Here is a 21,756-nt window from a genome sequence, read left to right as displayed (position 1 = left end):
TAACGTCGCCATTCGAATAGCGTGGCTATCTCAAAGCAGGAGGAACCATGAAAGCAGTTCGCTTGCAGGACGTTGCGATGCCCAAAGCGGAGCGGCAGAGAATCGACCGGCGGTACGACTTCTTGTTGAAGCTGCACGGCAAGAACGGGAAGAAAGCGCTGGCAATAGCGGAGGCCCCGCGGATCGACAACGGCTACTTCGGGCCCGAGTCGATCAGCTGGAAGGTCTACGAGAACGTCATGGTCGCCGGAATGGGCGCCCTCTCAGGGCTTTTCATCTCGGTCCTGGATCCTGACGGTGCGTACGGCGTCGGCCACCACACGACCTACTACTACGACACCATCGGCCGAATTCGTCGTAGCCTGCACTTCTTCGCCGGCGCCGTCGCCGGCGATACCGTCAACGCCGAGAAAGTGGGAGTTGACCTGTTCCGCAAGCACTCTCACATCAACGGCGAGATTCCCGCGACCGGTGAGCTGTTTCAAGCCAACCACGTCGAGACGCTCAAGTTCACCTACGTGGTCGGCTGGCCGCACCTGTGGCGGGCGTACAAGACCTTCGGCGACCCGAACGCGACGGACGCAGACGAGCGGCAGTTCTACCGGGAGCAGATCAAGGTCTGCCAGTTGATGGGGATGCCGGCCGACGAGTTGCCCGACACCCCCGAGGATGTCGAAGCCTGGGTGCAGCGCGCCGAGCAGGAGCTCATGGCCTTCACACGGCCGGCGCAAGAACTCACCGATTTCATGACCCATCCGCCGGTCACGCCGCTGTACCCGAACGTGGTCCTCGGAACGCTGATGCGGGTGGCGATCTGGGCAGCCATCCCGCTGCTGACGCCGTACGTGCGACAGATCTGCGGCCTCGAGGACTACCGGATACGGCCGCGACTGGGCACGCTGCTGGTGAAGGCGACGGTCAAGGCCCTGGAGAATCCGATTTTCGACCGGCTCTTCATCCCCTACTTCGGACCCGAGATGTGGGGCTACCTGCACAACGTCATCCGGCACGCCGACAGCACCGGCTTCGTGGAGATGACGCACGATCCGGGCCTGAAGTTGCAGCAGGGCAAACGCGGCACGATGTGCCCCTTTGCGCCCGCGAACCCGGACTCAGCGGACGAGACGAACACCGTTGTGGGAGTGGGGATATGAGCCGGGTCGATGTCATCAGCAACGAGCGCGTGTTCGATGACCGTCACCACCTGCACGAGTTCCGGGACTTCTGGCGTGACGGGCCGGTGGCGCTGGTGTTCTTGCCGCAGTTCGGCAGTGCCTTCGGTCTGGCGCAGGCCAGAGCGTTGACCTCACGTTTCGACGAAGTGGAAGCGCTTGGCGCGCAGGTGATCCTGATCGGAATCGGCACGTCGATCCAGGGCTTCACCTTCCGAAAACGGGCCGGTTCTCGTTTTCCGGTGATGGTCACCCAAGACCACACGCTTTATCGCACAATGGGATTGGCCTCACGACGGCGACTGTTGAACCCGATCCGGAATGCGACTGCCTTCATCAACTCCGTCCGGGCGGGCATCTATCCGTATCAACGCACCGGCGATCCGAACCGGCTCGGTGGCGTGTTCGTCGTCGAAAAAGGCGGCCGGCGGGTTACGTGGGAACACCGGGCGCGGTACGCCGCCCACCTGGCTGCAGGGGTCGACGTGGTCGGCGCACTTCGCGCCGCCGCCCGGCCGGTGGTGACGGCCTAGTCAGGCGTGCCGCTGGCGAGCGCATCGAACCACAACCGCATGCTGGCCACCATGAGCGAGGCGCCCCGCTCGGCATCGATCGTCCCCAGCGCCTGGGCCATGGCAATGCCGGCACCGGTGGCCACGGCCAACTCGATGGCGTCGTCCATCAGCGGGTGATCGGCCGGAACCCCTTCCGGCACCGCGTCTTCGAGCAAGACCCGGGTCGATTCCTTGAACCGTTCGAGCGCCTCACGGGCCTTGGCGAGTTGCTCTGGGTTGTGGAAGGTACTGGTCACGTATTCAGCGGTCAGCACGACGAGGTTGGGTTCGGCGCCGATGCGCGCCCACCAACTTGCGAGGGCCGCGAGCCGCTCGTCAGTTGAGACACCGGCAGCCACCAGCGGCCCCAGGAGTTGATTCAGTTCGGCCATGGAGCGATTGCGGATCACCTCGAGGCACAGTGCTTCTTTGCCCTCAAAGTTGCTGTACACCGCACCGATGGTGCGTCCGGCCTCCGCCGCGATCGCAGCCAGGGACGTGGCGTGGTACCCGTTTGCGTAGAACAGCTGCTCCGCGGCGTCCAGCAATTCCTGCCGCGTCTGCGCCTGACTCTCCGCCCGAGTCAGCACCTTCCGAGCAGCCACCACGTCCTCCGATTCCTCCGTGCAACGAGCCTCGATACTACCGCTATCCAGATAACGAACCAGCTTAAGGGCGCTTTTTCGTGAGATCGCACACCTTCGGATAGTATTACAATCCCAATGTGCTAGTTATTTAGGATGGATATGGCCACTGCAGGTGCCGACAATCCCCTGCTCGACGAGCTCGGACAACCACGGGCGGTGCTGGAGAAGCTGACGCCTGAGGAATCAGCGCAGCTGCACAGTCTGCTCAGGCAGGCGAAGGTGGCCCACCAGCGCAGCCTGAACGACTCACTCGACGACGGGCTCAAGATCCTGCCCCGGCTGATCCGGCCCGCCGCTCGCAAGATCCTGTTCGGAAGGTGACCCACTGATGGCCGACATCCTGACCCGCGCACAGCTGTCACTGCTGGCCGCGCTGCTACAGACCGATGCCGCAAACCTGTCCAGCCTCGAGCGGCTCGGCGCGGAAGACCTCAAAGCCCTACGTGGCGCCCTCTCCGACGCCCTGTTCGACGAACAGGCCGAGTCCTTCGCACGCGTCAGCAAGCTGGCGCCGTTGGTGCCAAATGCCTTGGTGGTCACCGTCGCCCATCGTGCGGTGCCACCGGAGGTGGCGGGACGCGTCGGCGGCGCAGTGGGACTGGCTCACGGAGACCGCGCCATCGGCGTGCTGTCGGGCCTCAAACCCGCCTACCTCGCCGACGCGGCGCCGTACGTCGATCCCCGGGTCATCCCACACTTCGCCCCACGTCTGCCAGCCAAGCTGCTGATCCCCGCAGCGAAGGAGCTACTGCGTCGGCGCGACTACCTGACGGCGTCGCGATTCGTCGAATTCGCCACCGACGACCACATCGTGGCGTTCGAGCAGGCCATCGACGATGACGAAGGCATCATCCTGACGGGCGTACTGGTGTCGGACACGAAGGTCATGAACGACATCATGCGTGCGGCCGGCCCCGACCGGTCACTGCGGATGGCCCGGACCGCGACTGCGGGCAAACCAGAAGTTCTGGCCGCGCTGCTGTCTCTCCTGAACCGGATCGACCCCGAGCTCGCGAGGCCCGCGATCACCGAACTGCTCGGGCACACCGACTCCGACAAGGTGACGTACGTCCTCGAGGTCGCCCGATCCGAAGGCGTTGTTGTCGAAGCTCTCGAGCTTTCCACCGCGCTCGACGGCGAAACCCGGGCCCGGCTCGCGAGCCTGGAAGCCTGGCAACGCATCACCCGCGAAGCCGAGTCCTGGGCGCACGAGACTCCCGCCTGATCGGACCGGTAGCTTGATGGAGTCGTTGCACCGATTCCAGGGGAGGCAGCGTGGCACGTCGACTGCCCGAAGGTCGCATTGCGCGCGGCGGCAAGTTGGGCGCCCTGGCCGCCAAGCAAGCGATGCGCGGGGGCCGAACCCGACTGTCCATGGTCGGGCGGTCGGAACGCGCCAAGGAGCTGCTGTCCGAACGCGCCACCATCGAGATGGCCGAGAACCTCGTGACGGTGCTGGGGTCCATGAAGGGCGCCGCGATGAAGCTCGGCCAGATGCTGTCGGTGATCGAACTGGACCTGGTGCCCGAATCGCACCGGGAGCAGTTCCGGCAAAAGCTTGCCGCACTGCGTGATCAGGCACCGCAAGCGCCGTTCAGCGCCATGCGTGAGGTGATGGAAACCGACCTGGGTTCGATGTCGGCGGCGTTCGCCGATTTCGACGAAACCCCCACTGCCGCAGCGTCAATCGGCCAGGTGTACCGAGCCCGGTTGCACGACGGCCGCGAGGTCGCCGTCAAGGTGCAGTACCCGGGTGTGGACCGCGCGATCCAGGCCGACATGCGCAACCTCGCGCTGCTGATGAAGCTCTGGCGGCTGTGGCCGTCGGCGAACACCGCGATGCTCGACGAGATCACCCGAAACTTCGAAAGCGAACTCGACTACCTGCGGGAAGCCGACACCCAGCACCTGGTGGCCGAGCAATACCGCGGGCACCCGTTCATCGTCGTCCCCGACAGCGTGCCGCAGTTCTGTACGCCGCGGGTACTGGTCACCGAATACCTTGATGCCGCGGGCTTCGATCACATGCGGACGCTACCGGCCGGCGACCGCAACCACATCGGCGAACTGATCTACCGCTTCTACATCGGGTCACTGTTCATCAACCACGAGTTCTGCGGCGACCCGCACCCCGGCAACATCATGCTGGCCGCCGATGGCCGGGTCGGTTTCGTTGACTTCGGGCTGTACAACCGCATGGATCCGGCCAACGTCGCATTCGAGCTGAACTGCTTCCACACCGCCATCGAAGGTCGCGCCGACGACCTGTACCGCCTGATGTTCGACCGCGGCATCGTCGATGCTGAATCCGGTGTCACAGCACAGGATTGCCTGGACTACATCTGGGCCGCGAGCGAATGGCACATGGTCGACGAGGACCTCACCATCACACCCGAATTGGCCACCGGCGCCGTCATGTCAGCCATCGACCCGCGCCAGACCGAATTCGCCGGGATGAAGCAGCAGATGCTGCCGCCCGAGCACGTCTTTTCCCGGCGCGCCGACTTCCTCACGTTCGGCACCCTCGGACATCTGCAGAGCACCAACAACTGGTACCGGATCGGCCAGGAATGGTTCCTCGACGGCCCGCCGGACACCGAGATCGGCCGCGAGATCACCCGCTGGCGCGCGAGCCGCTGACCTATTGGGCCACAACGCTTTCGGCGGCCATCACCTCGGCCGCGGCGCGTTCGCCCGACCGCACCGCGCCGTCGATCCAGCCGCACATGATGGCCGAGCTCTCGCTCCCGGCCCAGTGGATCCGTCCGCACGGGGTGCGCAGAGCGTGGCCGAACTCGGTGAGCACGCCGGGCGGCGCGTGACTGATCATGCCGCCGCCGGAGTAGCGCTCGACGGTCCAGTTCTGCTCGTGGTAGCTGACCGGAGACGAGGCCTTCGGCCCGAACCGGTCAACCAGTTCGTTGATGACGACGGCCTGGCGTTCCGCCGGATCGAGCAGCCCGAGCTTGCGCGCGGCCGGGCCTTCGGTGATGACGCACATGATGCCCGGCGTGCCGGTGTCCGTGCAGGCGTCGATGGTCAGGGTGGCCGGACTGCCGGGTGCGGCCGACTGCCCACACAGACCGTCCGTACGCCAGAACGCCGTTTCATAGACGATCGAGATCTTGTAGACCGCACCGCTGGGCATGCGCCGGTGCAGGAAGGTCCGGTCGACGGGAAGCATTGGCTCATAATCGATCTGGGTGGCAACGGCCAGCGGGACGGCGACGATCGCGTGCCGAGCGCGGACCGTCAGTCGCTCAGAGTGCACAGTGACGCCGTCATCGTCCTGCGCGATGAGGTCCACCGGCCGCGAAAGATGCAGGGCGTCACCGAGTTCGGCGGCCATAGGCCCCGAGATGGCGCCCATGCCGCCGCGCACCCGGGCATCCTGGGCGCCGCCGGAGTTGGAGATGACGAACACCGGTCCGCCACCCGAGCCCATCTGATGCAGCGCCCACAGCAATGACGTCTCCGAAGCCGCCGAGGTGTAGATGCCGGCCATGGCCATGTCGAGCATCTCGCGCGCCTGGTGCGAGCGGATGTTCCGATTCAGCCACTCCCCCAAGCTGATTCGATCCCACTCGGCCGCTTTCTTCGCCTCCCACGGGGCGTCGAACGGAATCGACTTACACATCTGGCTGATCTCGAGCAGGCCCGCGCCGAGATTGGCGATGGCCCACGGGCTCATGGCCCAGGGGATCGTCCCGGAGTACCGATGCTTCTTGCCGTCGACGATCATCATGGCGTCGCCGTCGACATATTCCTTGTATTCGCCGATCCCGTATTCGGCCATCAGCGCTTTGATGCGGTCCTGTCCCGGTCCGACCCACGCACCACCGCGGTCGATCCACGTCCCGTCCGGGAGCGTCTCGGTGAAGGTGCGGCCCCCGACCCGGTCTCGGGCCTCCAGCAGGGCCACCGAATGACCCGCCTGCTTCAGGCGCAGCGCCGCCGCCAATCCGGCGAAGCCCGCACCCACGACACAAAAGTCGACATCGGCCGCCATGAGAGTCGCCCCTTCGTTCGGACGTTAGGCGTAGCTCAAGGTACGCCGGACAATCCGCACGGAATCGGAATTGGCGAATTAATTGACGGCACCGCCAACCCTCGTCAGGGCTACATGGCCCCCGGCATGCCGGGCGGGCTCATCGAACCGTCGACGTTGGGCACCATGGCCGGGGCAGGGATGCCGCCTTCTGCCGCGTTGTCGCCCGGGATGCCGTCGTCCGCCGGAGTGTCCCAGTCCGCCGCATTGCAGTGCGGTTCCCACGGCAAGCAGGCCGGAAATGGCCCTACCGCAAGAACGCTGCTCGCAGGCCCGCCCACACCTAGCAGCGACGCGGCCGCGATACCGGCTCCCGCGATCATCAAGCCACCTGTCCTCGACGCCATAGCAACCCCCAGGTCCGCATCGTCAGATGGAGCTGAAGCTACGCCGGCAACGCGCGCGAGTACCCAGAACGGGAGAATTGCCCGCTACTCGCCCAATAGGACGTCGACGACGCCCATCGCGAGGTCCTTGGCGCACACCAGCTCGGCGTCGTCGGCAAACAGTTCCCGCCGGGCATTACCGGCGTTGAGAAACGCGTCGATCTTGAACGCGTCGACAGCTGGGGTCGGCGAGCCCGCAGCGGTCAGCTCGGTTTCCAAGAACGTCAGCCAGCCGCGCTTGAGCTTCCTCACCTCATCCGCGACCGGCCCATCTCGGCGGCCATATTCGGCCGTGGTCGCGGCGATGAAGCATCCGCCCCGGAACACTCCGGCGAGCAGGTAGTCGGTCCAGGTGTCGATGAATGCGCGTAGTCGCGGCGCTCCGGGCGCAGCCTCGTACACCGTGGCGAGCACGGTTTCGCGGTAGATGTGCCGCGCCTCGGCCACCGCGGCGACCTGAATGGCCTCACGATTTCCGAACACCGTGAGGATGCCGCTCTTGCTGACCCCGGTGGCCGCGGCCAACGCGCCCACCGAGATCGAGTCGAGCCCGTGCGTCGTCGCGATCATGGCCGCCTCACGAGCCACCTTCCGTCGCGTCACATCGCCGCGAGCGCGTCGTCCGTCCGCCTGACCGTCGGTTGCCACCTCCGCATTTTATACGTTCGACTGGACGTAAATCTGTGCGATCGCTAGGCTCCAAAATGCGTCCGATCGGACGCTTAACTTCGCGATTGGGGTGCCCACATGACTTCGAATCCGCAACCGGTGCTCGAGGAGAGCGTCGATATCGCCGCCACTCCGGACACGGTGTGGACGTTGATCAGCGATGTCCGCCGCATGGCGGACTGGAGCCCGCAGGTCGAATCAACCCGACTGCGCAACGGTGCCGAGCAGGTCGCCGACGGTGTGGAGTTCACCAACCTGAACACCAACGGCACCTTCCAATGGACGACGCACGGAACCGTGGTGCGGTTGAACAGCGGTCGCGAGATCGCCTTCCGGATCAAGGAGAACTGGGCCATCTGGTCCCTGCAGGTGGAGCCCACCCCGGACGGGACCAAACTCACGCAGCGGCGCGAGAGCCCCGACGGCAGCCCGAATGAGACGGTCCAGGTGATCGACGCCTACCTGGGCGGGCAGGACGCCTTCACCGAATCCATGCGCGACGGGATGCGCCAAACCCTCCAGGCGATCAAAACCGCGGCAGAGTAGTCAGCGGCTGACGTCGTAGGAGTGGTGGACGACGTCGTGCAGGTGGTACAGCGAGATGGTCGCGATGGTGAATTCGCTTCCGTTGCTGCGCAATCCGCGGCGGCCCCAGCAATCAGCCGGCACGTTAGCATACGTGGCGGCGACGATGTTCGCCGCATCGAAGAGTTCCGTCGCGACGACGGCAGGGTCCTGCGACGGGTAGTCATCGGCGAGCGCCGTTTCGTCCTGGTCCCAGTTGGGGAACCGCGGATCGTCTTCCGTGAGCATCAACCGGACGCGGTGCTCGAAGATTCGGTGCACGTCGCGGACGTGGCACCCGTATTCCAGGGTCGACCACACCCCGACCTGGGGTCGGGTTCGGACAGCGGGTGACGCGAGTCGGTGCACCCAGTCGGCGGCGTCGTCGCGAATCCTGGTGGCGACGTCGGCGGGCTGCAGGGACGACGCATCGAAACCGCAGTCCGGGCAGGCGCGAGACAGCACCCACGTCCAGTCCTTGGTATCGGGTTCGATCGGGTCCGGTGTCGTCACGGCACCAGTGTGGCACTCACTCCGGTGCCGTGATTCAGATCGGTGCGCCAGCGCGTCGGGATAGCCTCTACGGACTCATCCGGCGAAGGGAATGGTCCGACGACGACGTCTACAGCTGTTGAACCGTTCATCGACGGGTTCGTCTACGGCGAGGGACCACGGTGGCACAACGGCCGCTTGTGGTTCAGCGACGGACCAGCAGGCCGGGTGTACTCGGCCGGCGAGACCGGTGACCTCACTGTCGAAGCCGACGTCGCCCGGGCCTCCGGACTCGGCTGGCTTCCCGACGGGACGCTCGTGGTCTCGACGCTCTTCGAGGCCAAGATCCACCATGTCGACCCGCAAGGACACACCACGGCGACGGTCGAGCTCGGCGATCTGGCCTGGTCGACCAACGACCTCGTCGTCGCACCCGACGGCCGCGCGTACGTCGACCTCTACAAGCAGACCGGTAATGCGCTCGTCGGCGAGATCGGGCTCGTCGACCCCGCGGGCACCGTCCGCGTCGTTGCCACCGGTCTCGCAGTTCCCAACGGCCTCGGCTTCCTGCCCGACGGATCGACCCTCATCGTCAGCGAGACGAACGGCTCACGCCTCCTTGCCTTTTCGACCGAGCCCGATGGCAGCCTCGGCTCCCCCACCGTGTTCGCCGACCTGGGCGACGGTCGCCACCCCGACGGTCTCTGCATCGACGTCGATGGCGGGGTGTGGGTCGGTTGTTACGACACCGGCGAGTTTCTCCGCGTCATCGCCGGCGGCGCGGTGACGCATCGCATCCCGATCGACAGCGGCTGGGCGGTCGCACCGGCCTTGGGCGGAGCCGACGGGCGCACGCTGTACCTGATCGTCGACGACACCACTCACGACGGCCTGGTGCGCGGAGAGTCGACGGGACGGGTTCTGCAGACCCGCGTCGACGTACCCGCCACGCCGACATAACCACGGCGAGACTCCCGAACAGTAGGCGACCACCACCGAATGGAAGGCAACCCGATGGCTCCGAGCACCCGTCCCGCCGAGGGACCGCAGGTCGCCGTCTCCACGACCGACGCCCCGATGCATCGCGAGCTGAAAAACCGGCACCTGCAGATGATCTCGCTCGGCTCGGCGATCGGGACCGGGCTATTCCTCATCTCCGGTACGTCGGTGCAGACCGCGGGGCCGATCGTTCTCGTCGGCTATGCCATCGCCGGCATCGTCCTCTACGGGGTGCTGCGGATGCTCGGCGAGATGGCGGTCGCTCATCCGGTGGCCGGGTCGTGGTCGGCCTACGCACGCGAATACCTCGGCAAGCCAGCGGGATTCATCGCCGGCTGGAACTGGTGGTACGTCTGCGTCGTCGTCTGCATGGTGGAGTTGACGGCGGCCTCGGAGTTCATGGCTTTCTGGTTCCCGGGTCTGCCACGCTGGATCACGACTGCCGTCTGTCTCGTGCTGATCACGGGGGCGAACATGATCAACGTCAAGGCATTCGGCGAGTTCGAGTTCTACTTCACGCTGATCAAGGTGACGGCGGTCATCGCCATGATCGGGCTCGGCATCGCGATCATCTTCGGTGCCGGCGACTACAACGTGCACGGTCTGCAAAACCTGTGGGCGCATGGCGGTTTCGCCCCGAAGGGACTCGGCGCCTTCATGATCTCGCTGGTCGCGATCACCTTCTCGTTCGGCGGCATCGAGTCGCTGGGCACCGCCGCCGGCGAAGTCGAAGAACCCGCCCGCAACATCCCCCGCGCCATCAACCAGGTGCTGCTGCGAATCCTGGTCTTCTACGTCGGAGCCATCGGCGTCATGCTGATCATCTGGCCGTGGGACCAGGTGGGCACCGAGGGCAGCCCATTCGTGCTGATGCTCGTCGGCCTCGGAATCGGTGGCGCCGCAACGCTGCTCAACGTCGTGGTGCTGACCGCTGCGTTGTCCGTCGCCAACGTCATGACCTACAGCAACGCGCGGGTCCTGTACGACCTCGCCGCCAGCGGCCAGGCCCCCCGGTTCCTCGCGCACACCAACAAGCAGGGCGTGCCGGTTCGCGCACTCCTGCTGAACTCCGGATTCGTCGCCGTGGCAGTGCTGCTGAACATCGTGCTCCCCGGCAAGGCCCTCGCGATCCTCATTCCCGTCGTGGTCGGCAGCGAGCTGATCACCTGGAGCATCATCGTGCTGAGCCACCTCCGATTCCGGGCCCGCGAGGGCGCGGGCGTCTTCAAGGCACCGTGGTCACCGATCACGAACTACCTGTGCCTCGGGTACTTCGCGCTCATCTACCTGCTGATGACCCAGGACCCGTCGTCGCACTCCGGAGCGATCGCATTGCCACTATGGTTCTGCGGGCTGCTCATCGTCGGGATCGTGCTGAGCAGAGTCAGGCGCTAGCGTCGCAGTGGTGAAGGTGTCTCGCTGCGCACGGGTAGCCACCGTCGCGCTTGCCCTCGCGGCGTGCGGGCGTCCGACGCCGCCACCGGCATCCGTCACGTCGCCGCCGGCCTCGCCCGTGGCTGCCGCGGTGCCGAGTCCCGTCCCGGTACCGAGCGTCGTGCCGACCGGTCCGTTCGCCGCCATTTCCCGCCTGGTCAATGACGCGATCGCGGCACATCGGTTGCCCGGCGCGGTGATTCAGGTAGGTCATGCCGGGCAGGTCGCCTTCCGGCAGGCCTATGGTGCGCGCAGGCTCGGCGACGAGCCCGGGCTGGACGGGTCACCCGCGCCGGCCGAGCCGATGACCGACGACACCATCTTCGATCTCGCGTCGTTGTCGAAGAGCCTCGCCACAACGGTGGCCCTCCTGCAGCTGTACGAGAAAGGCCTGGTGCAGGTCGACGAACCCATCCAGACCTACTTTCCGGAATTCAACGTCGCCAACGACCCACGCCGCGCCCAGGTGACAGTGCGCATGATGCTGACGCACACGTCCGGCACCGGTGGCGATCTCAGTCACCAAGGACCATGGGGCTTGACGAGTGCCGACAAGGCGGAGGGTATTCGTCGTGCGCTCACCGCGCCTTTGGAGTTCGGCCCCGGCGAGGGGTTCCATTACTCCGACCTCAACTTCATCATCCTCGGCGCGCTGATCGAGAAGATCACCGGCGAATCTTTGGACAACTACGTGCAGGACAACGTCTTTGCTCCGCTCGGGCTTTCCGATACCCGCTATCTCCCGGCCACCAAGGCCTGTGGTCCGCACCGAGTTCGCGGTACCGCAGTCGTTTTCGAGGGCGTTCCCTCCGGGCCGTGCCCGGCGGGAACGTGGAGCACCGACCTGTTGGCGCGCGTCGCGCCGACGGCGCATGACGACGACACCCCGGGCATCAACCCTGATTTCGATCACCTGATCCGAGGGACGGTGCACGACCCGACGGCCCGACGCATGGGCGGCACGGGGGGGAGCGCGGGCGTGTTCTCGACGGTCGCCGACATCGGCCGATACGCGCAGGCTCTGCTCGACCGACTCGCCGGCCGGCCGAGCCCGTTCCCACTCCAGCAGTCGACCGCGGCATTGATGGCGACTCCGCAACAGCCTGGGCACACCGCCAACCAGGTCCCGTCCTCAGAGGAAGCCTCGCGAGCAGCCATCGAAAAGCACCCCAACACAACGGATCCGCTGCTGGCGCCGAACTATCCCGCCATCGCGGGACAGGAGTTGCGCAGCTTCGGCTGGGATATCGACACCGAGCACTCACGGCCGCGCGGCATGGTCTTCCCCGTCGGCAGCTTCGGCCATACCGGCTTCACCGGGGTCACCCTCTGGATCGATCCGGGGTCGGACACTTACGTGGCGGTGCTGGCGAACGTGATCCATCAACGCGGCGGCCCACCCATCGCGAGGCTGAGCGGCGATATCGCTACGGAAGCCGCACGGGCCCTGCGGCTTTATGGCAACTAGCACTGGCGGCACGGCCACGTCACTGTCGCCAATCCACAATCACCCGCTACGGCGTGATTTATTTTTCAGTCGACTGAACAATATATGTTAGAGTCGATGGCATGCACGCGACGCAACCGGCGACCAGGCGCACCCATGCCGAACGACGCGAAGCGACCCGACTGGCCCTGCTCGACGCCGCGGTTGCCTGCCTGATCGAGGACGGCTACACGGCGCTGACCACGCGCAAAGTCGCCGAACGCGCCGGAGTTTCGCAGGGCGCACAGCAGCACTACTTCCGTGGTCGCGCCGAACTGATCGTGGAGGCCGTCGGGCACCTGACGACGCGGTTGGCCGCTCAGGCGCGTGATGACGTTCGCGACCACGCGGACGAACGTGACCGCTTCGCCGCGCTGCTCGACCACGTGTGGACGATCCATACCGGCCCCGCATTCCAGGCCGCGACCGAACTCTGGTCGGCGGCCCGCACCGACGCCGACCTGCGAGGGCCGGTCGAAGATCTCGGACGCGCCCTCGATCGCCAGCTCGGCCAGATCGCCGCCGAGATGCTGCCCACGCTCCTCGGCGACGACACCGGGCGCACCCTGCTCGACCTATCCCTCGCCGCCGCACGCGGTCTGGCGATGCGGCGGCTACCTGGACTCGAAACCACCGTCGACCGCCGGTGGCAGGCCACCCGGGCATTTCTGCTCACCGACTACCACATCCACACCGACGACAGGACAACCCGATGACCACCGCCACCGCTCAAAGCACCGATCCGGTGCTGGTCGAAAAACATGGCCCGGTGACCGTCGTGACGCTGAATCGTCCCGACAAACTCAACGCTCTCACCGACGACGTGAGCAGATCGCTACTGCGGTCGCTGCATCAACTGGCCGATGACGAGCACTGCCGCGCCGTCGTGGTCACCGGCGCCGGCCGCGCGTTCTGCGCCGGGCTGGACCTGATCACGGGACTCGACCCCGGCGGCAACCGGGGACCCGTCCAAAGCCGTCACCATGCCCTCACCCGCGCCGCCGAGACGTTTGTGACACTCCGCGAAATCCCGCAACCGGTCATCGCGGCCGTCCACGGCCACGCCGTCGGCGCCGGCCTCGCCCTCGCCGCGATGGCAGACATCCGGATTGCCGACACCACCGCCCGCTTCAACCCGGTCTTCACCCGCCTCGGGTTCTCGGGCGGCGATCTCGGCGCCTCGTGGTGGCTGCCGCGCCTCATCGGATTCTCCAACGCCGCCGAAATCCTCTACACCGCTACGTCATTCGACGCCGAAGAGGCCCACCGCCTGGGGCTCGTCTCACGCGTCGTGGACGAAGGAACCGATGTCGCCGCCGCCATCGAACTCGCCACCCGGATCGCCACCAACTCCCCATTCGGCGTCAGCCAAACCAAGGATCTGCTCAACAGCGCCATCGGCATCGGCGAACTCCGCCAACACCTGAACACCGAGGCCCGCGCCCAAATCCTGTGCTCACTCACCAGCGACGTCGGCGAAGGCGTCGCCGCAACATTGCAGCGCCGCACACCGGCGTTCACGAACACGTGACATCTCGGTAGATTTCAGACTTGTCCGCCAACGAGTCGGATGCTGGTGTCGCGCAAATGCTGTTGTAGCGCTGGGTCTTTGGGGCCGGCGGTGACCGAGATCGGCTTCTTTTTCGGGCCGAAGAATTCGCCGTTTACCGTGGCCGTTGCAGGGTCGGTGGCCAGCCATACCGGCGTGATGGCCGCGGTGGCCGGGCTCAGCAGCAGGGTCTTGCGCAACACCGGCTTGAGCCAGCGGCTGTCGACCACCCGGAGCAAGAAGCTGTTGGCCTCGTTCTGCCGGATGTTGGTCTCCACCATGCCGGGCATGACGCCGGTGACCACCACACCGAAGCTGCCGAGCCGCGCGGCCAGGTCCTGGGTCCAGACATCGTTGGCGGCCTGAGATTGCGTGAAGGTTTTCAAGGGAGTCAGGTTCGGGATGCCGGGCAAGCTCTCGAAGTCGAAATCGAGTTTGTTCATCCCGGCACCGGCAATGATCACGATGCGCGCCCGCCCCTTGATCAGGGCCGGCAGCAGCCGCTCGGTGAGCAGGAATCGGGCCAGATAGTTGATGGCGAAGTTCTTCTCGATGCCGTCGTCATTGAGTCCGTGCCGGATCTCCAGGATTCCGGCCGAGTGGACCAGGATCTCGATCTTGTCGGTGTCGGCGAGGATCCTTTCCGATAGTGCCCGCACCTGCGCCAGCACAGCGAGGTCGGTGGCCACGAACCGCACATCGCCGTCGGCACGCAATTCCGCCTCTGCCGCAGCGCCTTTGGCCTCATTGCGGCCAATGATCCAGACCCGCTTGCCCCTGCGAGCCAACTCTCGGGCCACTTCTTTGCCGATGCCGTCGGTGCCGCCGGTCACGATCGACAGGGGCCCGCGCCCCGCGCAGCTCTTCGGGATGGTCATGTCGATGCCTCGTCTTCTCTGGAGTCGTTCCGGCGTACCTCCACAGCGCATTTCTGCATGCGGCCGGCAGCTCGCCATAAACGGTGGAGATTCCTCCGCTTATCAATAACGTAGCATAACCGGTGACAATGCCTCCGCTTAACTGGTTCCCGAGGAGAGAAGTGAAGTGAGCAAGACGCTGCCCGAGCGCCCGCGGCGAGCGGACGCGGTACGCAATCGCGCGCGACTGCTCCTCGCCGCCGACGAGGTGTTCGCCGCGCGGGGCCTGGGCGTCACCCTCGACGATGTCGCGCGCCACGCGGGGGTCGGCGTAGGCACGGTCTATCGGCACTTTCCCGGCAAGGACGAGTTGATCGACGCGGTGTTCGAACAGAACTTCTCCGCGATGGCCGACGCCGCCGAGGAAGCCACCGCCGGGGATGACCCCTGGCACGCGTTTGCGCTGTACCTCGAGTTCGCATGCGAAAAGATGGCCGGCAGTCGCGGCATGACTGAAGTCCTGTATCGCAGCGGCTGTCAGCGAGCGCAAGCCCAGAGCCAGCGCATCGAAGCGGCGGTCGCAAGACTCGTCCAACGCGCCCACGACAGCGGCGCGTTACGGCCCGACGCACAGCCCGACGATTTCTTCGCCATCGTCTTCAGTGTCGGCGCCCTCGCCGACGCCACCCGCCAAAGCAACCCCCACGTCTGGCGCCGCCACCTGGCGCTGCTGCTCGACGGGCTGAATAACGACCACCGACCCAGACATTCGCTACCGGCCACGCCGGCAACATGATCGGCGACAACGTCGACGAACTGATGTCCGCAAACCATGGTGATGCGACGACATCATCCGAAACGAGGTGCTAAATAGCAGCGCCCCCAGAGGTATTCGCGAGAACCACTCGGTCAACGTGACCGAGCCGACTACGAATACATCTGCTCGATGAGGTCGCGATAGCCGGCCGCGATCGGCTTGCGCTTGAGCTTGTTCGTCGGTGTCAGGTATTCGCCACCGGGCTCCCACGTTTCGGACACGATCGTGAACTTCTTGATCTGTTCCACCCGAGACAGTTTGGCGTTCGCGGCGTCGACCCCCGCAGCGATCAACTGCCGGATCCCACCGTCCGTGGCAAGCGCCTCGACCGACCGGTCCGGCAAGCCGTGCTTGTCGGCGTGGGCGGCGGCCACATCCGGATCAAGACAGATCAGCGCGGTGTTGTAGGGACGTGCATCACCGATGGCAGCGACCGACCCGACCAACGCACAGCTGGCCACCAACATGTTCTCGATATTCGTCGGGGACATGTTCTTTCCGGCCGCGTTGATGATCAGTTCCTTCTTGCGATCCACGATCGAAAGGAAGCCCTCAGCGTCGATCGATCCGATGTCGCCGGTGTGCAACCACCCCTCGGAATCGATTGCCTCACCAGTTTTTTCAGGATCCTTGCGGTAACCACGCATCACCATCGGGCCGCGCACCAGCACTTCGCCGTCATCGGCGATGCGCAGCTCGGCACCCGGCACGGGCAGACCGACGGTACCGATCTTGATGCGCCCGGGAAGGCCCACCGTCACCGCGGCCGTGCATTCGGACATCCCCCAGCCCTCGCACAGCGGCACTCCCAGTCCAAGAATGAATTCGTGCACTTCCGGCGAGATCGGTGCCGCACCGGTGACGGCGATCCGCACCTGGTCCATGCCCAGTTGCGCACGGACTTTCGACAGCACCAGCCGGTCGGCCAGTTGGTACTGGATCGCCCCGACGACGCCGAGGGAGCGCCCGGCCGAATCGGCGCGGGCTTTGGCCTGCCCGGTCACGAATGCCCACTGTGCCAAGTTCCGCTTCACCGCGTTGGGTTCATCGGCAATCCGCTGTTCCAGCGCTGCCTTGAGCTTCACCCAGATCCGGGGTACCCCGAGGAATGCGGTCGGGCGTACTTCGGTCAACGCGGCGATCACCTGTTTGACATCTGGCACTGTGGTGACCGGAACGCCGTGCAACAGGTTGATGTAGTGGGCGAACCACCGGTTGGCCGCGTGGGCATCCGGGAGGTAGGAGATCACGCGATCCGACGAATCGATACCGCCGAAAGCATCAGTGATGCGGGCGTTCTCGATGAAATTGAGGTGGGTGAGCTCGACGCCTTTCGGCGGACCGGTGGTGCCCGAGGTGTAGACGATGGTCAGCAGGTCCGTCGGTTGCACTGCCCGCCAGGTGGCGTCGAAATCGAAGTCGGCAGCCGGCGTCGACTCGATCGCGGCCAGACTGAGCGCGCCGTCGGCTTCGCCGTCGACACAGATCACCTGCTCGACCTTGCCACCCCGGCCGATTGCTTCGAGAACCGTTGGTAGAAACTGCTTCTCACAGATCACGATTCGGTTGCCCGCATTATCGAACTGGTAGGCCAGCACATCCGCCGGATTGGTGTTGTATACCGAAAAGGGCGTCGCACCGGTATGCAAGACCGCGGTGTCACACACGTGGAACTCCGGCCGGTTGGTCAGCATCAGCGCGACCGTGTCACCAGGCACCACGCCGAGCGCCGCCAGACCGGATGCGATGGCGCGCACCCGCTCGGCGTACTGCCGCCAGGTGACAGTGGTGGCGCCGTCGGCGCTACGGATCGCAATGGCATCGGGCCGGCGTGCGGCGACGGACTGGAATGCCTCGACCAACGTACGTGATGTCACCGGATCCACTTTCACGCTTGACCGCGAGCGCGGTCCTCGTAGGCCTTGCGCGCGGTGTTGTCGACCTTGTCGGTGAAGATGTGCTCGCCACCGAACAACCGGTTCAGCTCCTCGCCGACGATACGCGGCAGGTACTTCTGCGCACCGATCAGCACACCGGCCAGGCGGGTCACGCGGACCTTCGGACGCGGCTTGACGATCAGACCGACGATCGCGTTCGCGATATCGGACGGCTCGGCGTTCTTGATGCCACGGATACCGGTTGTACCCGAGGTGAGCTCGGTGTTGACGACCGACGGCAGGACGGCGGAGAACTGGACACCGGTCTTGCGGTTCTCCAGACGGACGGCATCGGTGAACGAGAGCACCGCGGACTTGCCGGCACAGTAGGTGGCCAGTCCAGGAGTGTAGGTCTCGCCGGCCAGCGAGGCGACGTTGATCACGTGCCCCGCGGAGCGCGGAATCATGCGCTGCGCAGCGAGTTTCGTACCGATGATGACGCCGTAGACGTTGATGTCGAGCATCCGGCGGGTCACCGCATCCGGCTCGTCGGCCAGGAGGCCGACAGGCATGATGCCGGCGTTGTTGATCAGCACGTCGAGCGGGCCAAGTTCGCGCTCGACATCATCGAGGAAAGCGGTGAACGACGCGAGGTCCGTCACGTCCAGTTTGCTTGCGAACACATCGATGTCGGAACCGGACTGCTTGACCGTCACCTCGTCGACGTCGCCGATCGCGACCTTCGCGCCGAGACCACGCAACATCGAGGCAGTCTCGAAGCCGATACCACGAGCGCCGCCGGTAATGGCTATCACCTTGCCGCGCAAAACATCCGAATGATCTGACATCTAACCTTCTCCTTTGGTGAGACCAAAACGTTGCAGGCCCTGAGCGCCAAAAGCGCGGAGAGCGCCGTAGACGAGCCGGATGCGCGTCTTCGAGTACGGAAACCACATGGGTTCGTCGATCACCGTCGGCAGCCGCGGCTCGGTGACAGCGGTCTGCCGGCAGTACTTACGGACCCCGGCGGCACCACCCCAGCGCGACCCGACACCCGACTGCTTCCAGCCGCCCATCGGCAGGGCAAAACTGAACAGGTTCGCGATGACGTCGTTGATGTTGACGGCACCGGCATCGAGCCTGCGGGCCACCGCATGTCCGCGGGCCTTGTCGCGGGTCCAGACCGAGGCCGACAGCCCGTAGCGGGAGTCGTTCGCAAGCCGGATCGCTTCGTCCTCGTCGGCGACCTTGACCACCGGAATGGTCGGACCGAACGTCTCTTCCTGGATGCACGCCATCGTGTGGTCGACGTCGACGAGCACGGTCGGCTCGAAGAAGGTACCGACACCGGTCGGCTTGCCGCCGATCGTCACCCGTGCGCCGGCGGCCGTCGCCTCGTCGACATGACGCCGCACGATGTCGAGCTGGTCGGCGTTGGCCATCGGGCCGATCTCGAATCGGAAGTCTCTGTCGTCCTGACCTTGACGCAATCGCCCGACCCACTCGGTGAGCTTCGTGACGAACTCGTCGTATACCGGCGCTTCGACGTACACGCGCTCGACCGACACACAGACCTGGCCGGCGTTGAACAACGCACCCCAGGCGATGCCATGGGCGGCGCGCTCGACATCGGCATCGGCAAGGACCAGCGCCGGATCCTTACCGCCCAATTCGAGGCTGTACGGCTTGAGCTGTTCGATGCACTGTCGTGCCACGGCTTTTCCGGTCCCCGTCGAACCAGTGAACTGGACGAAGTCGACCGCATCGACCACGGCGGCACCGGTCTCGCCGCGGCCGGTCGCCACTGCGAACACCTTGGGCGCGCCGATCTCGGCCCACCCGCGTGCGAGTTCGACGGCGCTCAGCGGGGTTACCTCCGACGGTTTCAGCAGCACCGCGGCACCGGCCATCAGCGCGGGGGGCACGTCCAGGCCCGCCATGCCGAGCGGAAAATTCCACGGCGTGATGACGCCGACCAACGGATAGGGCCGGAACACCGTCGTGAGCTTCTTGGTCCAGCCGATGGGGCTGTGCGGGTTGGGTCGCTCGTCGGCCAGATACTTGCCGCTATTGCGGGCGAAGTAGTTGATCAGATCCACCCACGCCGGTACTTCGAACTCCGCGTCGGCTCGCGGTTTACCGGTCTCGGACTGCAGGACATCGGCGATGCGCGAGGAGTTGTCGAGCAACCACGCCTGCAGCTCGAACAGCCAGCGCGCACGACCCTTCGGTCCCAATGCTTCCCATTCGGGCTGCGCCTCGCGCAGCGCGCGCGCAGTGGCGGCCACCGATGCCGACGATTCGTTCGGGACGCTACCGACGAGCCGACCGTCGGCTGGGTTGTGCACGGCGATCAGCGGCAGGCCGGCCGATTCCGTTGCCGTAGCAACCTCGCTGTTGCGACTGTCCATATCATGTCCGTTCACGCGGGGCGGGAATCACGGCGCGCTGCCGTGACCAATTCGCTTGCCAGAGCTGCGATCTCGTTCGGAGCGTCCAGCTGCGGGCAGTGACCGGCCTTATCGAGCACGACCAGCCGACTGTCCGGAGTGGCTTTGTGCCAGCCTTCGCTCGAAGCGAACGCGACAATTCGATCCCGGCGTCCGTGCACAAAAATCGCCGGACAAGAAACACCGACAACCGCAGGTTCTGCATCGACTGCACATTTCATCGATACGGCCCGTTCGAGCAGTTCCCGGGCACCGCGACGGCTGTGCACCTGCGCACTGAGAATGCGCACCAACTCCGGATCATGGAGGGTTCGGTCGCCGTAGAGAAAGTGACCGATGAGCGTGTCGGCACCGCATTCACGCATCCACCTGGGGGCACTCACACCCGCCACCCAGGTAAGCGCTCGCCCGCCACCGAGGAACGCCGCGCGGACCAACGCTGTCCAACCGAAGCCAGGCGTCGCCGTTGGCACGATGCCGCCGATCGGCAGCCGTAGCGGCGAGGCGGCCGCGCGGACGGCAAGGTACGCACCGAGGGAATTCCCGACCAGCACCACCGGAGCCTGCTGGCTGTACGCGGCGACGACCTCGGCGACGAACCGGTCACCCTGAGGCAGCCACGCGCCGGGCTCGGCAGGGTCGGCAGCGCCGAAACCGGGCAGATCGACGGCAACCGCCGACTGGCCGGCTTCAGCGAACCGATTGAGCACCGGCCGCCACGCGTCGGCGGGATGGCCGAACCCGTGCAACAGCACGACTGTCGGGCCATCCCCCTCGACGAACAACTCTCGCGTGCCCACCCCATTGTGGACCGTGCGTCGTTCGTTGATCACGCGCTCAGGCCTGCTCAGCCCATTTGTCGAACTGGTTCGGCAGCTCGTCGAGGACCCACGGACCGTCGACCTCGACGGTCTCGACCGAGGTCCACCCCTTGAGCAGCGTCAGGGCGCCACCCTGGACCGCGAGCACCTTGCCGGTGAGCGGGCACTTCTCGTCCGCCAGGTAAGCGACGATCGGCGCGATGTTCGCCGGGCTGAAGGCATCGAACTCGCCCTCGGGAACCTCTTCGAGGAACATCGCGTTCATGCCGGGGGTGGCGAGGGTCAGGCGGGTGCGCGCGACCGGAGCGATCGCGTTGACACGCACGCCGTAACGCTCGAGCTCGAGCGCGGCAACCTCGGTCAGGGCGGCGATACCGGCCTTGGCCGCACCATAGTTCGCCTGTCCGGCGTTGGGCATGAACGTGCCCGATGCCGACGCGGTGTTGACGACCGCAGCGTTGACGGGCTTGCCTGCCTTGGACTGTTCCTTCCAGTAGCCGGCAGCGTGGCGCAGCACCGCGAAATGACCCTTGAGGTGCACGGCGATGACGCTGTCCCACTGCGACTCGTCCATCGATGCGACGAAGCCGTCCCGCAGGATGCCCGCGTTGTTCACGACGATGTCCAGGCCGCCGAATTCCGAGATCGCCTGGTCGACGAGCGCTTTCGCACCGTCCCAGGTGGCGATGTTGTCGGTGTTGGCGACGGCCTTGCCACCGGCGGCGACGATTTCGTCGGCCACTTCCTGCGCGGGGCCGGCATCTGCACCGGCACCCTCGTTGGAGCCGCCGAGGTCGTTGACCACGACGCTCGCACCCAACTTGGCGAGCAGCAGCGCGTGTTCACGACCGATACCGCGGCCGGCACCGGTGACCAGTGCTACGCGGTTCTCCATTGAACCCATGTGAGTTTCCTTCTGAAAGTTGATGATTGG

General features: G+C 65.7%; 23 protein-coding genes. 12 read left to right on the top strand and 11 right to left on the bottom strand.

The window, feature by feature from the left end:
- Positions 1 to 47 precede the first annotated feature (47 nt).
- Together ACNO8X_RS03695 and ACNO8X_RS03690 are read left to right on the top strand one after the other, a co-directional pair.
- Positions 48 to 1,154: an oxygenase MpaB family protein gene (locus ACNO8X_RS03695; RefSeq protein WP_418004201.1), complete on the top strand. Its 1,107-nt coding sequence runs from the start codon at positions 48 to 50 to the stop codon at positions 1,152 to 1,154.
- Positions 1,151 to 1,705: a peroxiredoxin-like family protein gene (locus tag ACNO8X_RS03690; RefSeq protein WP_418004200.1), complete on the top strand. Its 555-nt coding sequence runs from the start codon at positions 1,151 to 1,153 to the stop codon at positions 1,703 to 1,705. Before ACNO8X_RS03695 ends, ACNO8X_RS03690 begins: the two co-directional genes overlap by 4 nt.
- Here the strand turns inward: ACNO8X_RS03690 and ACNO8X_RS03685 are convergent.
- Positions 1,702 to 2,331 carry a TetR/AcrR family transcriptional regulator gene (locus ACNO8X_RS03685; RefSeq protein ID WP_418004199.1) on the bottom strand — a complete coding sequence of 210 codons (630 nt, stop codon included), beginning with the start codon at positions 2,329 to 2,331 and terminating at the stop codon, positions 1,702 to 1,704. The two genes, ACNO8X_RS03690 and ACNO8X_RS03685, sit on opposite strands and share 4 nt — an antisense overlap.
- Positions 2,332 to 2,472: 141 nt before the next feature.
- Between ACNO8X_RS03685 and ACNO8X_RS03680 the strand changes: the two genes are divergently transcribed.
- From ACNO8X_RS03680 to ACNO8X_RS03670, 3 genes are read left to right on the top strand one after another with little or no spacing between them, the layout of a single operon-like run.
- Entirely contained in the window at positions 2,473 to 2,694 is a 222-nt protein-coding gene (locus ACNO8X_RS03680) for a hypothetical protein (protein WP_418004198.1), read from the top strand.
- 7 nt (positions 2,695 to 2,701) lie between these two features.
- Positions 2,702 to 3,598, top strand: coding sequence for a hypothetical protein (locus ACNO8X_RS03675; protein ID WP_418004197.1), 897 nt, complete (start codon positions 2,702 to 2,704; stop codon positions 3,596 to 3,598).
- 50 nt (positions 3,599 to 3,648) lie between these two features.
- The gene (locus ACNO8X_RS03670) at positions 3,649 to 5,013 is read left to right on the top strand and encodes an ABC1 kinase family protein (protein ID WP_418004196.1); all 1,365 of its coding nucleotides are present in this window, start codon (positions 3,649 to 3,651) and stop codon (positions 5,011 to 5,013) included.
- A 1-nt stretch (position 5,014) separates the two neighbouring features.
- Here the strand turns inward: ACNO8X_RS03670 and ACNO8X_RS03665 are convergent, their stop codons facing one another.
- From ACNO8X_RS03665 to ACNO8X_RS03655, 3 genes are all read right to left on the bottom strand, one after another.
- Positions 5,015 to 6,382, bottom strand: coding sequence for a flavin monoamine oxidase family protein (locus ACNO8X_RS03665; RefSeq protein WP_418004195.1), 1,368 nt, complete (start codon positions 6,380 to 6,382; stop codon positions 5,015 to 5,017).
- A 110-nt stretch (positions 6,383 to 6,492) separates the two neighbouring features.
- The gene (locus ACNO8X_RS03660) at positions 6,493 to 6,744 is read right to left on the bottom strand and encodes a hypothetical protein (protein WP_418004194.1); all 252 of its coding nucleotides are present in this window, start codon (positions 6,742 to 6,744) and stop codon (positions 6,493 to 6,495) included.
- A gap of 108 nt (positions 6,745 to 6,852) precedes the next feature.
- A complete protein-coding gene (locus tag ACNO8X_RS03655) occupies positions 6,853 to 7,455 on the bottom strand; it encodes a TetR/AcrR family transcriptional regulator (RefSeq protein ID WP_418004193.1) in 603 nt (200 codons plus the stop codon).
- A 99-nt stretch (positions 7,456 to 7,554) separates the two neighbouring features.
- Here ACNO8X_RS03655 and ACNO8X_RS03650 point away from each other — a divergent pair, with 99 nt between their 5' ends.
- Positions 7,555 to 8,022, top strand: coding sequence for an SRPBCC family protein (locus ACNO8X_RS03650; protein WP_418004192.1), 468 nt, complete (start codon positions 7,555 to 7,557; stop codon positions 8,020 to 8,022).
- Here the strand turns inward: ACNO8X_RS03650 and ACNO8X_RS03645 are convergent, their stop codons facing one another.
- Entirely contained in the window at positions 8,023 to 8,553 is a 531-nt protein-coding gene (locus ACNO8X_RS03645; protein WP_418004191.1) for a DinB family protein, read from the bottom strand.
- Between the two features lie 60 nt (positions 8,554 to 8,613).
- Between ACNO8X_RS03645 and ACNO8X_RS03640 the strand changes: the two genes are divergently transcribed.
- The 5 genes from ACNO8X_RS03640 to ACNO8X_RS03620 all read left to right on the top strand — a co-directional run bounded on the left by ACNO8X_RS03640 (position 8,614) and on the right by ACNO8X_RS03620 (position 13,982).
- Positions 8,614 to 9,492 carry an SMP-30/gluconolactonase/LRE family protein gene (locus ACNO8X_RS03640; RefSeq protein ID WP_418005762.1) on the top strand — a complete coding sequence of 293 codons (879 nt, stop codon included), beginning with the start codon at positions 8,614 to 8,616 and terminating at the stop codon, positions 9,490 to 9,492.
- Between the two features lie 54 nt (positions 9,493 to 9,546).
- Positions 9,547 to 10,926, top strand: a complete 1,380-nt coding sequence (locus ACNO8X_RS03635) for an amino acid permease (protein ID WP_418004190.1) — start codon at positions 9,547 to 9,549, stop codon at positions 10,924 to 10,926.
- A gap of 7 nt (positions 10,927 to 10,933) precedes the next feature.
- Positions 10,934 to 12,433 (top strand): serine hydrolase domain-containing protein, encoded by a 1,500-nt coding sequence (locus ACNO8X_RS03630; protein ID WP_418004189.1) that lies wholly within the window; start codon positions 10,934 to 10,936, stop codon positions 12,431 to 12,433.
- 101 nt (positions 12,434 to 12,534) lie between these two features.
- Entirely contained in the window at positions 12,535 to 13,167 is a 633-nt protein-coding gene (locus ACNO8X_RS03625) for a TetR/AcrR family transcriptional regulator (RefSeq protein WP_418004188.1), read from the top strand.
- The gene (locus tag ACNO8X_RS03620; protein WP_418004187.1) at positions 13,164 to 13,982 is read left to right on the top strand and encodes an enoyl-CoA hydratase/isomerase family protein; all 819 of its coding nucleotides are present in this window, start codon (positions 13,164 to 13,166) and stop codon (positions 13,980 to 13,982) included. The genes ACNO8X_RS03625 and ACNO8X_RS03620 overlap by 4 nt, the downstream gene beginning before the upstream one ends.
- Before the next feature lie 14 nt (positions 13,983 to 13,996).
- Here ACNO8X_RS03620 and ACNO8X_RS03615 read toward each other — a convergent pair whose 3' ends face one another.
- Positions 13,997 to 14,878 carry an SDR family NAD(P)-dependent oxidoreductase gene (locus ACNO8X_RS03615; RefSeq protein WP_418004186.1) on the bottom strand — a complete coding sequence of 294 codons (882 nt, stop codon included), beginning with the start codon at positions 14,876 to 14,878 and terminating at the stop codon, positions 13,997 to 13,999.
- Between the two features lie 166 nt (positions 14,879 to 15,044).
- Between ACNO8X_RS03615 and ACNO8X_RS03610 the strand changes: the two genes are divergently transcribed.
- Positions 15,045 to 15,653, top strand: coding sequence for a TetR/AcrR family transcriptional regulator (locus tag ACNO8X_RS03610; RefSeq protein ID WP_418004185.1), 609 nt, complete (start codon positions 15,045 to 15,047; stop codon positions 15,651 to 15,653).
- 131 nt (positions 15,654 to 15,784) lie between these two features.
- Here ACNO8X_RS03610 and ACNO8X_RS03605 read toward each other — a convergent pair whose 3' ends face one another.
- From ACNO8X_RS03605 to ACNO8X_RS03585, 5 genes are read right to left on the bottom strand one after another with little or no spacing between them, the layout of a single operon-like run.
- Entirely contained in the window at positions 15,785 to 17,551 is a 1,767-nt protein-coding gene (locus ACNO8X_RS03605; RefSeq protein ID WP_418004184.1) for an AMP-dependent synthetase/ligase, read from the bottom strand.
- An 11-nt stretch (positions 17,552 to 17,562) separates the two neighbouring features.
- Entirely contained in the window at positions 17,563 to 18,399 is an 837-nt protein-coding gene (locus ACNO8X_RS03600) for an SDR family oxidoreductase (protein WP_418004183.1), read from the bottom strand.
- Entirely contained in the window at positions 18,400 to 19,962 is a 1,563-nt protein-coding gene (locus ACNO8X_RS03595) for an aldehyde dehydrogenase family protein (protein ID WP_418004182.1), read from the bottom strand.
- Between the two features lie 11 nt (positions 19,963 to 19,973).
- Complete coding sequence (locus ACNO8X_RS03590) at positions 19,974 to 20,834, bottom strand: alpha/beta fold hydrolase (RefSeq protein WP_418004181.1); 861 nt, start codon at positions 20,832 to 20,834, stop codon at positions 19,974 to 19,976.
- Positions 20,835 to 20,838: 4 nt separating this feature from the next.
- Complete coding sequence (locus tag ACNO8X_RS03585; RefSeq protein WP_418004180.1) at positions 20,839 to 21,726, bottom strand: SDR family oxidoreductase; 888 nt, start codon at positions 21,724 to 21,726, stop codon at positions 20,839 to 20,841.
- Positions 21,727 to 21,756 lie beyond the last annotated feature (30 nt).

Origin of the sequence: Mycobacterium sp. PDNC021, from assembly GCF_048282635.1 — a bacterium.
Lineage (GTDB): Bacteria > Actinomycetota > Actinomycetes > Mycobacteriales > Mycobacteriaceae > Mycobacterium > Mycobacterium llatzerense.
This window is presented reverse-complemented; position numbering and strand designations above follow the sequence as displayed.